Source organism: Tistrella bauzanensis, assembly GCF_014636235.1.
GTDB classification, from domain to species: Bacteria; Pseudomonadota; Alphaproteobacteria; order Tistrellales; family Tistrellaceae; genus Tistrella; species Tistrella bauzanensis.
The window spans coordinates 18,065-32,959 of sequence record NZ_BMDZ01000019.1; the positions used below are offsets into that span (position 1 = coordinate 18,065).

Consider the following 14,895-nt stretch of genomic DNA (forward strand, 5'->3'; position numbering starts at 1 on the left):
TGTCGCCGATGCCCGCATATCCGCACCCGCGCACGCCGCCCGATCCGGGCCGCATCCGGGTGGTGGTGCTGGGCTGCGGCACATCCACCGGCGTGCCGGTGATCGGCTGCGGCTGCCCGGTCTGCCTGTCGACCGACCCGCGCGACACGCGGCGGCGGGCCTCGATCATGGTGGAGACCGCCACCACCCGCATCGTGGTCGATACCGGCCCCGATTTCCGCGCCCAGATGTTGAGCGAGCGGGTCGACCGGCTGGATGGCGTGCTCTACACCCATGCCCATGCCGATCATATCCATGGCATCGACGATCTGCGGCCGTTCGCCTTCCGCACCGACCGGCCGATGCCGGTCTATGCCGACGATGTCACCATGGACCGGCTGCATGACGGCTTCCGCTATGTATTCCCCAACCCGGCCCGGCCCAATCCGCTGTATCCGCCGACGGCGCAGGCGATGCGGATCGCGCCGGACGGGATGTTCACCATCGGCGACATTCCGGTGCGGGCCTTCCCCCAGACCCATGGCCGGGTCACCAGCCTGGGATTCCGCTTCGGGCCGATCGCCTATTCGACCGATGTCAACGCATTGGACGACGCCGCCTTCGACGTGCTGGCCGGCACCCGGTTATGGATCGTCGATTGTCTGCGGGAACGGCCGCATATGACCCATTCCTGGCTGGACCAGACCCTGGAATGGATCGGCCGGGTCGGGCCCGAACAGGCGGTTCTGACCCATATGAATCACGAGATCGGCTATGCCGGTCTGGCGGCGCGCCTGCCGGACGGGGTCGTTCCCGGCCATGACGGCCTCAGCCTCGACCTGCCCCACAGCGCGGCCTGACCGCCCCCGCCTTGAAGGCCTCGCCCCATGGACCAGACGGCCATTCAGACCATTGTCTATGCAACCATGCGTGATCCGATTCTGTGGGTCTTGTGTATCGCCATCGGTTGGCGGCTGAAGCGGCCGCTGATCACGCTGTTGTGGATGCTCACCGCCGGCGGCCTGTTCTTCGGCCTGTTCCGGGGCATGATCTATCGGGTGGCCTTCAATGAACCGCTGGAAGGCGGCGCCTTCGGCATCGTGGTTGCGTCAGCTCTGATCCTGACCCTGGCCGGCGGCATCGCAGTTCATGGTCTGCGCATGCTGGCGGCGGGTCGCGGTACCTCGACCACGCATGACACCGGTACGGGCGCCAATGGTGGAACGCCGGCAAGCAAGGCCGGCCCCGCCAGCCGCCGCGACGACCGTGCCGGCCGTCGCGGAAAGCAGGGTGGCCCTGGTCAGGGCGGCCAGAATCGGGGAAGCCCTGGTCAGGGCGGGCAGGGGCGTCGCGACCGGGGCTGATCGCCCCCCTTGGCAACCGGCGCCGGCATGCCCATTTGTGCGTCAGACGGGAAGATTGTCTTGCCCGTGTCGCATCATGGGAGACGCAGCCAGCCATGGCCAGACTGCGCCTGTTTCGCATCGCTGCCCTGCTCGGGCGCGATGCCCTTGCCCTGATCTCCAGCCTTCGTGACCGCCGGCAGAGCTGGTCGGCGCGCATGGCCATTCTGGGCGTGCTGCTTTACGCGATCAGCCCGCTGGATCTGATCCCCGACTTCCTGATGATCATCGGCGTGATCGATGATCTGGCGGTGGTGGGCTTCGGAATGCGCTGGGCGCGTCGTCGCACGCCCGAACACGTGATGGCTGATCACCGTGGCCGGGTCGACCGGGTGCTGGACCGCTGGTTCGGCCCCTCCAACGCCCCGGCCGACGCCGGCAGCCGGCGGTTCTGACCGGCCCACCCGCCCTGAAAAGCCACCCCCTCGATAAAAATCGTCAACGGCCGGGATGAAACCCGGCCGTTGCTGCGTATACAGGATATGAACACAAATCGCAGTGGCTTCGATGTGGTGGGGGAACTGGGCGCGCTTCGGCGTTACGCCCGGGTGCTGACCCGCGACGAGGCCGAGGCCGAGGATCTCGTTCACGATGCGCTGGTGCGGGCCTATGAGCGCCGCGGCAGCTTTCGCAGCGGCGGCAATCTGAAGGCCTGGCTGCTGGCGATCGTGCACAACACCTTCATCTCGGCGCGACGCGCCAGCCGTGCCCGCGCCACGCGCGACAATCACGCCGCCAGCCTGGATCCGCTGCATGTCGAGCCGTCGCAGGATGGCGTCGTGCGCCTGGATCAGGTGCGGCGGGCGTTTCTGCGCCTGCCTGACGAACAGCGCGAAGCCCTGCATCTGGTCGCCATCGAAGGCATGTCCTATCAGGATGCGGCGGCCACACTGGATGTGCCGGTGGGGACACTGATGTCACGGATCGGCCGCGCCCGTGCGGCCTTGCGGGCGATGGAAGACGCAGCCGACGCCGCGACGACAGCCGCCGGCGATGTGATACCGCATCTGCGTGTGGTGGGAGGATCGGATGACCGTGCCAACTGAACGCATCCCCGATTTCGACCTGCACGCCTATGTCGACGGCCAGTTAGACATCGCACGGCGGATGGACGTGGAGGATTATCTGTCCCGCCATCCGGATGTTGCTGCCCAGGTGATGGCCGATCTGCGCACCCGCGATGCCCTGCGGATTGCCTTCGCGGCCCCGTCCGGCCGGTCTACGCCGCGGCTGCTGGAAGCCGGCCGACGACTGGAGCGTGGCCTCGCCTTCACCGGCGTTGCCCGCCGTTTCCAGCGCGCTGCCGCCATCGTGGCTCTGCTGTCGATCGGCTGGGCGGCCCATGGCCAGTTCGGCGGCATTTCCACCAGCGAGGCGGCGCCGACTCCGCCGGCTTTCGTCGATGAGGCGCTGGTTGCCCATCAGGTGGCCCTGCTGCGTCAGTCGATGAGTTCGGCGGTGGTGGCGGCGCATCTTGATGCCGACGAGATCCGCGCCGTGACCCGGATCGCGCTGCCGCAGCTTCCCGCTGACTGGCAGGTGGTGGATGTGCAGGTTTTCCCGGCTGGCGATGGCCCCAGCGTCGAATTGACCCTGGATGATCGCAAGCTGGGCCGGATGTCGTTGTTCGCGGTCAGGGTCGACGATTTCGCCGTCTCCTGGCCGCAGGAAGTGAAGGCCGATGCCGCCACTGCCGCCTTCTGGCAGATCGGCGATCAGGCTTATGTGCTGACCGCCAGTGCCGCCGATCTGCGGGATCTGGGGGCGGCTGCGGACCGCCTAGCCCGCAGTCTGTACTGAGAACATGGCGAAGGGCAGGGCGGCCGGCGCCGGGCGTCCTGCCCTTCAAAGACGACCACAAACGATCCGGACCCACAGGTGTCATGTGCCCGCCATCATGGCGGGCATGGCCCTGAAAGCGGTCCTGCAACGGGGACTGAACGCATATGAACCTGCCTCCCTTCGCCCGCGAAGCCGTCCAGGGCCAGACCCGCGGCGCCGTTTACGACGAGGGCCTCCGGCGGCACATGCTCCGGGTCTATAACTATATGGGCCTGGGCCTGGTCCTGACCGGCATCGTCGCCTTCCTGGTCGGCACCACGCCGGCCTTGTATGTGCCGATCTTCAGCACCCCGCTCAAATGGGTGGTGATGCTGGCGCCGCTGGCCTTCGTGCTGGTGTTCTCGTTCCGCATGCACAAGATGTCGGCCGCCGGCGCCCAGATGGCGTTCTGGGCCTTCTGTGCGGTGATGGGTCTGTCGCTGTCGTCGATCTTCCTGGTGTTCACCGGGGCCAGCATCGCGCGCACCTTCTTCATCGCCGCTGCCATGTTCGGTGCCACCAGCCTGTATGGCTATACCACCAAGCGTGACCTGTCGAAGTTCGGCTCGTTCCTGATCATGGGCCTGATCGGTGTGGTGATCGCCAGCCTGGTCAACATTTTCGTCGGCTCGACCATGCTTCAGTTCGCGGTCTCCGTGATCGGTGTGCTGGTCTTCGTCGGTCTGACCGCCTGGGACACCCAGTCGATCAAGGAACAGTACTCGGAAAACTGGGACGCGGAATCGACCCAGAAGCTGGCCGTGTTCGGGGCGTTCTCGCTGTATCTCAACTTCGTCAACCTGTTCCAGCTTCTGCTGAGCCTGACCGGCCAGCGCGAGGAATGATCCAACGATCGTCCGCCCCTGCCTCTGCGCCATGCAGGGGCAGGGGGCGGCACCTTCCACCCGCAACAACCATCCAAGTCTCTCTTCATCAGGGAACCATTGACGTCATGGACGCTCAGGACCGCAAAGCCATCGACGACCTTTTCGCCAGGCTGGGACAGGTCGAGCAGAATGCCGGCCCGCGTGATGCCGAGGCCGACGCGGTGATCCGCCAGCAGGTATCGAGCCACCCGGCGGCGCCCTATTACATGGCGCAGACCATCGTGGTTCAGGAACATGCGCTGAACGCAGCCCAGCAGCGGATTCAAGAGCTTGAACAGACGCTGGCATCGCGGCCGGCCAGCGGCGGGTTTCTGTCCAGCCTGTTCGGTGGCGGCAACCGCGGACCGCAGCCGGCACCGCAGCCACGCGCGGCTGCCGGCTATGGCCAGCAGCAGCCGGGCGGGGCGCCGGGATATCAACAGCAGCAGCCGGGCGGCGCTCCCTGGGGCGCGCAGGCTCAGCAGCACCGCCGTGGCGGTGGCTTTCTGGCCGGTGCCGCACAGACCGCTATGGGTGTTGCGGGCGGTGTCGTGCTCGGCAACATGATCGCCGGCATGCTCAGCCCCGATGAGGCCATGGCGGCCGCACCGGAAGAGCCGATGCCTGAAGAGATGGATCCCGCCGCCGACATGGCGGCGGATGACGGCGGCTTCTTCGGTGGCGACGAAGAGCTGTTCTGACGAGACCGGAATTTCGGCCACCCCGAGCGCTGATCGCTATTATGCCCCGGGGCAGCCACACCAGGTTCGATGGCCGGCACGATGATGCCGACCATCGACCACCGACCGGCCAAGCATCGACCTTTGCCCGCTTGCCGGTCGTGCCTTCGGCGGTCCGCCCTGACCTCCGAAGGCCTGCCCATCCGATCCGGCTGCCCCCGGATCGGTCGCCGATGCGGACGTGACTATCTCCCGGGGAACGGTTCGAAGACCGTTCCCCGGCTTTTTTTATGCAATGCCTGCTGGTGCTGAAGTCTCGCGAGCCCGGGAAGGGCAGGCCAGTCAGTTCAGTCAGGAAGAGGCCAACGGCCTGTCCGGCGTCGGCGTCGCGACCATTCCAGGGAGTGCCGATATCACCGCACCATGCAGCCGTATCCATGAAGATATACCGATGGATGGCAAAGGGCCTGTGGTTGGACGACATGACATATCTCTGCGAAGCCACTGGAAAGACGGAATGTCCTGGATATCGAGCCAAACCTTATTTTCCATAATATAGCTTATGCGATTTACCGATTGAAAATCATTACGGCGGGATGGTGCAATCCCGACCGGATCGGTCTTATATATGGGGCCTGTACAAGGTCGCCCCGATACGGAGCCAGTCGATCTCATGAGCCTGCTTGCCCAAACCCCGATTTCCGTCCTGGACCTGTCGCCGATCCGGGCCGGACAGACCATCGCCCAGTCCTTCACCGACAGCCTGGCGCTGGCCCGCCATGTCGAGCGGCTGGGTTACACCCGCTATTGGCTTGCTGAGCACCACAACATTCCCGGTGTCGCCAGTTCGGCGACCGCGGTGCTGATCGGTTATATTGCCGGCGGCACGTCGACGATCCGAGTCGGATCTGGTGGCATCATGCTGCCGAACCACGCGCCGCTGATCGTGGCCGAGCAGTTCGGCACGCTTGAGACGCTGTATCCCGGCCGCATCGATCTGGGGCTTGGCCGGGCGCCGGGTACCGACGGCATGACCGCACGGGCGCTGCGCCGTGACCTGACCGCTCAGGGCGACGATTTCCAGCCGCTGCTGGCAGAGCTGCGCAATTACCTCCGCACGCCGGAGGCACCCTCGCCTTACGCCGTGCGCGCGATTCCGGGCGAAGGCACCAATGTGCCGATCTGGCTGCTGGGCTCCAGCGGCTATAGCGCCGAACTTGCCGGCCGTCTTGGTCTGCCATTTGCCTTCGCCGGCCAGTTCGCGCCACGCTATATGATGCAGGCCCTGGCGATCTATCGTCACGTTTTCGAGCCATCGGAGGTGCTGGACGCGCCATACGCGATGATCGGCACCAATGTCATCGCCGCCGAAACCGATGCCGAGGCCGACTATCTCTCGACATCGGCCAAGCAGCATATTCTGAACCTGATCCGCAATGATATGAAGCCGATGCAGCCGCCTGTCGACAGCATGGATGCACTGTGGACAGCCCGTGAGGCCGAGGCTGTGGCCAGTTTCCTCGGCGCCTCGGTCATTGGTGGCCGTGAGACGGTGGCCGCCGGGCTGGAACACCTGCTGGACGCCACCGGCGCCAATGAAGTCATGATCAACGCCGCCGTCTATGATCAGGCCGCGCGCCAGCGCTCATACGGCATCGTGGCCGAGCTGCGGGATCACGCCGCCAACGCGGCCTGATCCATCGATCTACCGGGCCACGTCCGGTCCACACCATGGGCCAGAGGTGGTTCATCATGGACCGGTCGGCGAGGGAGCGGTAGAAAGGAGCGCCGGAGGATGGTGCCCGTCCGGGGCCAGGCCGCCCGCGCTCCGACCTCACCCGCTCAAGGCCTAAGGCCCTGCCCGTCATGACCGATGATGCCGCATTCCTCCGCAACCGCCGCCAGATCGATGCCCTGATCGCGGTAATGGCGCGGCTGCGCGATCCGAACACCGGATGCCCATGGGATCTGGCGCAGGATTTCTCGACCATCGCGCCCTATACCATCGAAGAGGCATACGAGGTCGCCGACGCCATCGACCGGGGCGCCATGGCCGATCTCGCCGACGAACTTGGCGACCTGCTGCTTCAGGTGGTGTTCCACGCGCGCATGGCCGAAGAGGCCGGCGCTTTTGCATTCCCCGACGTGGTCGAGGCGATCGTCACCAAGATGATCCGCCGGCATCCGCATGTGTTTGCCGATGATGCCGCGCCGGATGCAGCCGGCATTCCGCAGGTGAAGCGGCGCTGGGAAGATATCAAGGCCGAAGAACGCGCCGCCAAGGGCGTCGCCACAGAGCCGGCCAGCCTGATGGACGATGTCGGCCGCGCCCTGCCCGCCTTGATGCGAGCCACCAAACTCGGCAAGCGTGCCGGCCGGATCGGCTTCGACTGGCCCGATGCCGGCGGCATTCTCGACAAGGTCGAGGAAGAGGCCGCGGAACTGCGCGAAGCGATGGCTGCCGGCCCGACCGATGCGATGCGCGAAGAGGTCGGCGACCTGCTGTTCACCGTCGCCCAGCTCGCCCGCAAGCTCGACATGGATGCCGAAGATGCGCTCCGACTGGCCAATGCCAAGTTCGAGCGTCGATTCCGGTCTGTCGAGCAACAGCTTGATCCGCAAGAACGATCCGCCCCAGTCGATGCCGATCGGCTGGAGGCTTTGTGGCAGATGGCAAAGGCTCGCACCAATGCCGCCACCTGACCACCCGACCATCACCCACCCGACCAGATCCCCCAGGGAGATTTCTTGATGACCGACCGTCTGACCGTACTGATCACCGGCGCCACTGCCGGCTTCGGTGCCGCCCTCGCCCGCGCCTATGCGGCATCGGGCGATCGCCTCGTCCTGATCGGGCGGCGGACCGAGCGGCTTGAGGCGCTGAAGGCCGAGCTTGGCGGCGAGGTTCACGTCGTCACCCTCGACGTCCGCGACCGTGCGGCGGTGGAAACCGCAATCGCCGCCCTGCCCGCACCGTTCGATGCCGTCGACGTCCTGATCAACAATGCCGGTCTCGCCCGCGGCCTCAACCCGGCCCAGTCGGCGGATCTGGACGACTGGGACACCATGATCGACACCAACATCAAGGGCGTCACCTACATGGCCCGCGCGGTGCTGCTGGGCATGGTGGCGCGCGATCGCGGCCACATCATCAATCTGGGCTCGGTCGCCGGCACCTATCCCTATCCGGGCGGCAATGTCTATGGCGGCACCAAGGCCTTCGTGCATCAGTTCTCGCTTAACCTGCGCGCCGACCTTCTGGGCTCCAACGTCCGCGTCACCTGCATCGAGCCGGGCATGGCGGAAACCGAATTCAGTCTGGTGCGGTTTTCGGGCGACGACAGCCGTGCCTCGAAGGTCTATGAGGGCATGACCCCGATGAGCGCCGACGACATTGCCGGCGTCATCCATTGGGTGACCAAGATGCCGCGGCATGTGAATGTCAACACGCTGGAACTGATGCCGGTGATGCAGGCGTTCAACAATTTCGCGATCAAGCGCGGCTGACGCATCAGGCAACGATCATCTGAAGAGACGTCCGCCCGGCATGTGCCGGGCGGACATTTTTCGTGGGCATGCGGCGGAGCGACGAACCGTTGGCATGGCAGATGGTCGCTCGCACCTGAAAAAGAAAAGGCTGCGGCCCCGTTTCCGGGACCGCAGCCTGATCTTGTATCCTGCCCGGAACCAGAAGGCTCCGGCCAGGGTGGACCGGGTTTGGCTGGATCAGAAATCCATGCCGCCCATGCCACCCATGCCGCCCATGCCACCGGCCGGAGCGGAGTCCTTCTTCTCGGGCTTCTCGGCGATCATCGCCTCGGTGGTGATCAGCAGACCGACAACCGATGCAGCGTCCTGCAGGGCGCTGCGGACAACCTTCACCGGGTCGATGATGCCGGCCTTCACCAGGTCGGTATACTCGCCCTTCTGGGCGTCGAAGCCCCAGTTGGTGTCGGTGCTCTCCAGCAGCTTGCCGGCGATCACCGCGCCATCGACGCCGGCATTGTCGGCGATCTGGCGAACCGGACGGCTCAGCGCACGGCGGACGATGTCGATGCCGGTGGTCTGGTCGGCATTGGCGCCAGCCAGGCCTTCGAGCGCCGAGATGGCATACAGCAGCGCGGTACCGCCGCCGGGAACGATGCCCTCTTCGACCGCGGCGCGGGTTGCATGCAGCGCGTCGTCGACGCGGTCCTTGCGCTCCTTCACCTCGGTCTCGCTGGCGCCACCGACGCGGATCACCGCGACGCCGCCGGCCAGCTTCGCCAGACGCTCCTGGAGCTTCTCACGGTCGTAGTCCGAGGTGGTCTCCTCGATCTGCGCCTTGATCTGCGCCACGCGGCCCTGGATCTCGTCCTTCTCGCCCGCACCGTCGACGATGGTGGTGTCGTCCTTGGTGATGCGGACCATCTTGGCGGTGCCGAGCATGTCGATGGTGACAGTCTCAAGCTTGATGCCCAGATCTTCCGAGATCACCTGGCCGCCGGTCAGGATCGCGATGTCCTGCAGCATGGCCTTGCGGCGATCGCCGAAGCCGGGGGCCTTGACGGCCGCGACGCGCAGGCCGCCGCGCAGCTTGTTGACCACCAAGGTGGCCATGGCCTCGCCTTCGACGTCCTCGGCGATGATCAGCAGCGGGCGGTTCTGCTGAACCACCGACTCAAGCACCGGCAGCATCGGCTGGAGGCTCGACAGCTTCTTCTCGTAGAGAAGGATCAGCGGGCTCTCAAGCTCGGCTTCCATCTTCTCGGCATTGGTGACGAAATACGGCGAGACATAGCCGCGATCGAACTGCATGCCCTCGACCACGTCCAGCTCGGTCAGCAGGCTCTTCGCCTCCTCGACCGTGATGACGCCTTCCTTGCCAACCTTCTGCATGGCCTCGGCGATCATCTCGCCGATCTCACGCTCGCCATTGGCCGAAATCGTGCCGACCTGCGAAATCTCGTCCGAGGTGTTGATCGGGCTCGACCGGGTCTTCAGGGTCTCGACGACCTTGATCACCGCCTGATCGATGCCGCGCTTCAGATCCATCGGGTTCATGCCGGCGGCAACCGACTTGAGGCCCTCGTTGAAGATCGCCTGGGCGAGGACGGTGGCGGTGGTGGTGCCGTCACCGGCATTGTCGGCCGTGCGCGAGGCAACTTCGCGAACGAGCTGGGCGCCCATGTTCTCGAACTTGTCCGACAGCTCGATTTCCTTGGCGACCGAGACGCCGTCCTTGGTGATGCGTGGCGCACCGAAGGACTTCTCGATCACGACGTTGCGGCCCTTGGGGCCCAGCGTCACCTTCACGGCATTGGCAAGGGCGTCGACACCGCGCTGAATCTTGACGCGGGCGTCATTACCAAACTTGATTTCCTTGGCAGCCATGTTCGTTCCTCGAAAGCTCGAATTGTGACAGGGGCGCACCCGTATGGGCGCGGCATCCCTGAAGATCGTCATTGGCCCCGGTCACCCGGGGCCAGAGATGCGGCCGTTGAGAGGGATCAGCCCTCGATCACGCCGAAAATGTCCTGCTCCTTCAGGATCAGAACGTCCTGGCCATCGACCTTCACCTCGGTGCCCGACCACTTGCCGTAAAGCACGCGATCGCCGACCTTCACGTCGAGCGCCACCAGCTTGCCGTCGTCGCCGCGGGTGCCATTGCCCACCGCAACAACTTCGCCCTGCTGCGGCTTCTCCTTGGCGGTGTCGGGGATAATGATGCCGCCGGCCGTCTTCTGCTCCTGCTCGATCGGGCGCACAACGACGCGATCATGCAGCGGACGAATCGCCATGGGTAATCTCTCCAGTCTGAGCGGTTCTCTGAGGATGTGCCGGCCCGCGGGGATGCGGTTATCGCCAGCATCACGCGGGCTGTTTAGCACTCCTCAGGTAAGAGTGCTAGCAATTCGTTCAAGGACGGCCGGCCGAAAAAAATCACCGGCCGGCCGAAAAAAATCATGTGTCGGAATCCGGCGCGGAAAGATGGGGCCAGCGGGCCTGAAAGCGGGAGATGTCCTGGGGTTTCAGGCGGACCGAGACATGGGCTGCCGCCTCGTCATCCGCGCGTGCCGCCACTTCGCCATGGGCATAGAGCCAGGCCAGCGCCTGGCCATCGCTGTGCGGCACGTCGAAATCGGCCAGTTCGTCGCCGACCGCGAGCCTTGCATCGATGGCGCGCAGCAGCCCGTCGAGCCCCTCGCCGGTCATCGACGATCCTGCGACCGCGTCGTCGGCACGCGCCGCTTCGTTCAGAACCTGATCGCGTGCATCGCCATCGAGCAGGTCCAGCTTGTTGCGGAATTCCAGAACGTCATGCGGCAGGCGATGTCCCAGGCCCAGCTCGCCCAGCACCTGAAGCACGTCGCGGCGCTGGGCCGCGGTATCGGGGTCGGCGATGTCGCGGACATGGATGATCAGCGCCGCTTCCTTCACCTCTTCCAGCGTCGCGCGGAAGGCGGCGATCAGGCCGGTCGGCAATTCGGATACGAAGCCCACCGTGTCGGACAGGATGATCCTGCGGCCTGAGGGCAGTTCCAGGGCCCGCATGGTCGGATCCAGGGTCGCGAACAGCATATCCTTGGCGACCACCGCCGCACCGGTCACCCGGTTGAACAGGGTCGACTTGCCGGCATTGGTATAACCGACCAGCGCCACCACCGGATAGGGCACCTCACGGCGGTTCTTTCGGTGCAGTTCACGGGTACGGACCACCTCGATCAGTTGCAGCTTCAGCTTCGCGACCTTGTCGTCGATGATCCGGCGGTCGGTCTCGATCTGGCTTTCACCGGGGCCGGCCAGGAAGCCGCGGCCACCGCGCTGGCGTTCAAGATGGGTCCAGCTGCGCACCAGACGGCTGCGCTGATATCCGAGCCGCGCCAGCTCCACCTGAAGCCGGCCTTCCCGGGTCCGTGCCCGATCGGCGAAGATTTCCAGGATCAGCCAGATCCGGTCGATGACCTTGACGTTCCAGGCCTTTTCAAGATTGCGCTGCTGGATCGGTGTCAGCGGCCGGTTGATCACCACCAGATCGACCGGGGCGGCCTCAAGCTGTGCCTTGATCTCGTCGACCTTACCGGAGCCGAACAAGGTGGCCGGGCGCGCCCGCGCCACCGACACCACGACGCCCTCGGCGACCTCAAGCCCAAGGGCCGTGGTCAGGGCCATGCCCTCGTCCAGTCGCGCACGCATGCCGCGGATCGCGTCGGGATCGTCATCCACCAGAGCGGCAGCCGGCGCCGGGCCACGGCTGCGGCGTTGTTGCTTGATGTCCGGTTGGAGCACCAGTGCCCGGGCCGGTCCATCGCCCATACCGTCGTCACCGGTTCTCAATTTGATCTGATCGTCGGACAAGCCGCTCCTTCATGCGCCATGCGCAAGGCGTGATCGCGACAGAACGTCGCTCAAGGTTGATGTCATCAGACGTCGATGTCATCAGGAAAGGCCGCCAGCGATACCGCGGCGGCCCCAGTCTGTTAGATATTGGTCGACCAGCCGGAGGGCGCCACCGCCGCCAGCAACGGTGGCGCTGTCTGCGGCCGGGTCAGTGGTCCCCGTGCTCCTTGTCACGTTCGCCCTGGGCCTGGGGGTCGAACAACTGCACCGGTACAGTCGGCATCACGGTCGAGATCGCATGCTTATAGACGAGCTGACTGTGCCCGTCCCTCCGCAAAAGCACGGAGAAGTTGTCGAACCAGGTCACAACACCCTGAAGCTTGACACCATTGACCAGGAAGACGGTCACGGGAGTCTTGTTCTTCCGGATGTAATTCAGAAACACATCCTGGAGATTCTGGTTCTTCTCAGACGCCATGGAGGCACCCCTTCTTGTTATCATGCGGCGAGTTTGATCTATCTCCCGGCCGCCGCGGCCGCTTTCTGGGCCTTAGCCGGGATCTTTGTCGAGCCGGTGCCGGACGTCCCCCGTCCAGTTACCGCGTGCCATCACACGCCGGCCCGGGCCTTGCCATATCGGACCGACCGATCAGGTAAGACCCATCGCCGAAGTTACAAGGTCATGCAGGTGGCGGCAATCGACAACCCTGATCGATGCGCGGGCAAGCGCCCCGTCATCGAGGCTCGCGCCATCATGGACCAGCAGAATGCCGGTGCAGCCGGCGGCCGTGGCACAGTCCATATCCACCAGCGCATCGCCCACGAACCACACATCCGGCCCGGCCGCGACCGCCATCGGCGCCAGGGCCATGGCAACCGGTGCCGCATCGGGCTTGTCCCGCGCGGCATCGCCCGCCCCCACCAGTGCCGTGAAGCGGCTGGTCCAGCCCAGATGCCCGGCTTCCGCACGCAGGAATGGCCCCTGCTTGTTGCTGACCACGCCGACCGGCACCCCGGCCCGTGCCAGCAGGTCCAGCAGATCGGCGGCACCGTCCATGGCGGTCAGCAGATCCAGATGGCGCGCGGCATAGGCCGATTTGAAATACAAGGCCGCTTCCTGCCAGCGATCGCCGAACAGATCGGGAAAGGTGTCGCGCATCGACCGTCGGATGCGCAGCCGGCCCTCTTCCGGCGTCAGCACCGGTGGCTGACCAAAGGCGATCATCACGTCGTTATAGGCCGCCAGAATCGCGCCCCAGGCGTCGACCAGGGTGTGATCCCAGTCGAACAGCACGGCAGCCGGCAGCGGCAGCCGGGCGAAGGCCGTGGCGTCGTCGATCGCGGTCATGCGCGATGCTCCTGATGTCGGTTCATGGCATTGGGGGCCTGGGTCCGGGCGGCCCGGCCGGGCTCAGAAGAATTCCAACCGCACCGAGAACAGCTTCTCCACCTTGCGGATGCTGTCGGCCAGGGCGAACAGCACGATGCGGTCGCGCACCTTGATGATGGTGTCGCCATCCGGCGCCATCACCTTGCCGTCGCGAACCACGGCACCGATGATCACGCCCGGGGGCAGCGCGGTGTCGCGCAGCGGCCGGCCGACCAGCGGCGAGGTCTCCAGCGCATCCGCCTCAATGATCTCGCCGCCGCCATCATGCAGGCTGTAGACCGCATGAATGCGGCCGCGCCGGACATGCTGCAGGATGCGTGAGACGGTCACGGCCCGCGGGTTGATCACCACATCCACACCCAGAGAACTGATCAGCGGCGGATAGGTCGGGTTGTTGACCAGCGCCATCGCCCGTTTGCAGCCCAGCCGCTTGGCCAGCAGCGCCGACAGGATGTTGGACTCATCGTCATTGGTGACGGTGACGATGGTTTCGGCATGGCTGATATTGGCGTCACCCAACAGGTCGGGATCCAGCCCGCTGCCCGACAGCACCAGCGAATGGCTCAGCCGGTCGGCAATGCGCTCGGCGCGGTGGCGATCGGCTTCGATCAGCTTGATGTTCAGCCGTGGTTGCAGCTTTTCCAACTGCACGGTCAGGAACAGGCCGATATTGCCGCCACCGACCACGACGATCCGCCGGGCCTCGCGCTCCTCGAAGCCGAAGATCGCCATCGCCCGCGGCACGTGCTCGCGGTCGGCGACGAAATAGATCTGGTCGCCGGGCAGGATCTGGTCACGCGGGGTCGGCACCATCATCCGGTCGCCGCGGATGATGGCGACGATACGCAAGGTCAGGTCGGGAAACAGCTCGGTCAACTGCGCCAGCGGCGTGTTGACCACCGGACAGGCCGCATCGGCCTTCAGGCTGACCAGATAGACCCGGTCGCCGGCAAATGGGATGACGTCGGTGGCACCCGGCACCTTCAGCCGCCGGCCGATGGCGCGCGCGACCTCCAGCTCCGGCGAGATGATCACGTCGATCGGCAGGTTCTCGCGGCTGAACAGGTCGGCCCACATCGGCTGCAGATAGCCCTGATGACGCACGCGCGCGATCTTGGTCGGCACGTTGAACAGGGCATGGGCCACCTGACAGGCGACCATGTTCACCTCGTCCGACGCGGTCACCGCGATCAGCATGTCGGCATCGGCGGCGCCGGCCTGTTCCAGCACGTCCGGATGCGAGGCATAGCCGATCAGCCCCTTGATATCCAGGCTCTCCGACAGCTTCCGGATCAGATCTTCCGACTGGTCGATGACCGTGATGTCATTGTCTTCACGGGCGAGCGACCGGGCGATGTTATAGCCCACCTGGCCGGCACCGCAGATGATGACCTTCATGTACGCCTGCCTTCCGGGGGCCGCACCCTGTGATCAGG

16 protein-coding genes are annotated in these 14,895 nt (G+C 65.4%); 10 read left to right on the forward strand and 6 right to left on the reverse strand.

The window, feature by feature from the left end; genetic code table 11:
- Positions 1 to 8 precede the first annotated feature (8 nt).
- From IEW15_RS09870 to IEW15_RS09915, 10 genes are all read left to right on the forward strand, one after another.
- Complete coding sequence (locus IEW15_RS09870; RefSeq protein WP_229707978.1) at positions 9 to 839, forward strand: MBL fold metallo-hydrolase; 831 nt, start codon at positions 9 to 11, stop codon at positions 837 to 839.
- Positions 840 to 866: 27 nt separating this feature from the next.
- The gene (locus IEW15_RS09875; RefSeq protein ID WP_188577329.1) at positions 867 to 1,343 is read left to right on the forward strand and encodes a hypothetical protein; all 477 of its coding nucleotides are present in this window, start codon (positions 867 to 869) and stop codon (positions 1,341 to 1,343) included.
- Between the two features lie 95 nt (positions 1,344 to 1,438).
- Positions 1,439 to 1,777, forward strand: coding sequence for a YkvA family protein (locus IEW15_RS09880; RefSeq protein WP_188577330.1), 339 nt, complete (start codon positions 1,439 to 1,441; stop codon positions 1,775 to 1,777).
- An 87-nt stretch (positions 1,778 to 1,864) separates the two neighbouring features.
- Entirely contained in the window at positions 1,865 to 2,428 is a 564-nt protein-coding gene (locus IEW15_RS09885) for a sigma-70 family RNA polymerase sigma factor (RefSeq protein WP_188577332.1), read from the forward strand.
- Positions 2,412 to 3,182, forward strand: coding sequence for an anti-sigma factor (locus IEW15_RS09890; protein ID WP_188577334.1), 771 nt, complete (start codon positions 2,412 to 2,414; stop codon positions 3,180 to 3,182). Before IEW15_RS09885 ends, IEW15_RS09890 begins: the two co-directional genes overlap by 17 nt.
- 146 nt (positions 3,183 to 3,328) lie before the next feature.
- Positions 3,329 to 4,048, forward strand: a complete 720-nt coding sequence (locus tag IEW15_RS09895) for a Bax inhibitor-1/YccA family protein (protein ID WP_188577336.1) — start codon at positions 3,329 to 3,331, stop codon at positions 4,046 to 4,048.
- A gap of 107 nt (positions 4,049 to 4,155) precedes the next feature.
- Positions 4,156 to 4,770 (forward strand): DUF2076 domain-containing protein, encoded by a 615-nt coding sequence (locus tag IEW15_RS09900; protein ID WP_188577338.1) that lies wholly within the window; start codon positions 4,156 to 4,158, stop codon positions 4,768 to 4,770.
- 652 nt (positions 4,771 to 5,422) lie between these two features.
- Complete coding sequence (locus IEW15_RS09905; RefSeq protein WP_188577340.1) at positions 5,423 to 6,445, forward strand: LLM class flavin-dependent oxidoreductase; 1,023 nt, start codon at positions 5,423 to 5,425, stop codon at positions 6,443 to 6,445.
- Between the two features lie 170 nt (positions 6,446 to 6,615).
- Positions 6,616 to 7,452, forward strand: a complete 837-nt coding sequence (gene mazG, locus IEW15_RS09910; RefSeq protein ID WP_188577342.1) for a nucleoside triphosphate pyrophosphohydrolase — start codon at positions 6,616 to 6,618, stop codon at positions 7,450 to 7,452.
- Positions 7,453 to 7,500: 48 nt separating this feature from the next.
- Entirely contained in the window at positions 7,501 to 8,256 is a 756-nt protein-coding gene (locus IEW15_RS09915; protein WP_188577344.1) for an SDR family NAD(P)-dependent oxidoreductase, read from the forward strand.
- Positions 8,257 to 8,475: 219 nt separating this feature from the next.
- On the opposite strand, the gene groL is transcribed toward IEW15_RS09915, so the two are convergent.
- The 6 genes from groL to trkA all read right to left on the reverse strand — a co-directional run bounded on the left by groL (position 8,476) and on the right by trkA (position 14,857).
- Positions 8,476 to 10,122, reverse strand: a complete 1,647-nt coding sequence (gene groL / locus IEW15_RS09920; protein ID WP_188577345.1) for a chaperonin GroEL — start codon at positions 10,120 to 10,122, stop codon at positions 8,476 to 8,478.
- Positions 10,123 to 10,238: 116 nt separating this feature from the next.
- On the reverse strand, positions 10,239 to 10,529 hold the full coding sequence (groES, locus tag IEW15_RS09925; protein ID WP_188577348.1) for a co-chaperone GroES: 291 nt from the start codon (positions 10,527 to 10,529) through the stop codon (positions 10,239 to 10,241).
- A 163-nt stretch (positions 10,530 to 10,692) separates the two neighbouring features.
- Positions 10,693 to 12,045: a GTPase HflX gene (hflX, locus tag IEW15_RS09930; RefSeq protein ID WP_188577418.1), complete on the reverse strand. Its 1,353-nt coding sequence runs from the start codon at positions 12,043 to 12,045 to the stop codon at positions 10,693 to 10,695.
- A gap of 232 nt (positions 12,046 to 12,277) precedes the next feature.
- Positions 12,278 to 12,547, reverse strand: coding sequence for an RNA chaperone Hfq (gene hfq / locus IEW15_RS09935; protein WP_188577350.1), 270 nt, complete (start codon positions 12,545 to 12,547; stop codon positions 12,278 to 12,280).
- A gap of 171 nt (positions 12,548 to 12,718) precedes the next feature.
- Complete coding sequence (locus IEW15_RS09940; RefSeq protein WP_188577352.1) at positions 12,719 to 13,417, reverse strand: HAD family hydrolase; 699 nt, start codon at positions 13,415 to 13,417, stop codon at positions 12,719 to 12,721.
- A 63-nt stretch (positions 13,418 to 13,480) separates the two neighbouring features.
- The gene (gene trkA / locus IEW15_RS09945) at positions 13,481 to 14,857 is read right to left on the reverse strand and encodes a Trk system potassium transporter TrkA (RefSeq protein WP_188577354.1); all 1,377 of its coding nucleotides are present in this window, start codon (positions 14,855 to 14,857) and stop codon (positions 13,481 to 13,483) included.
- Positions 14,858 to 14,895 lie beyond the last annotated feature (38 nt).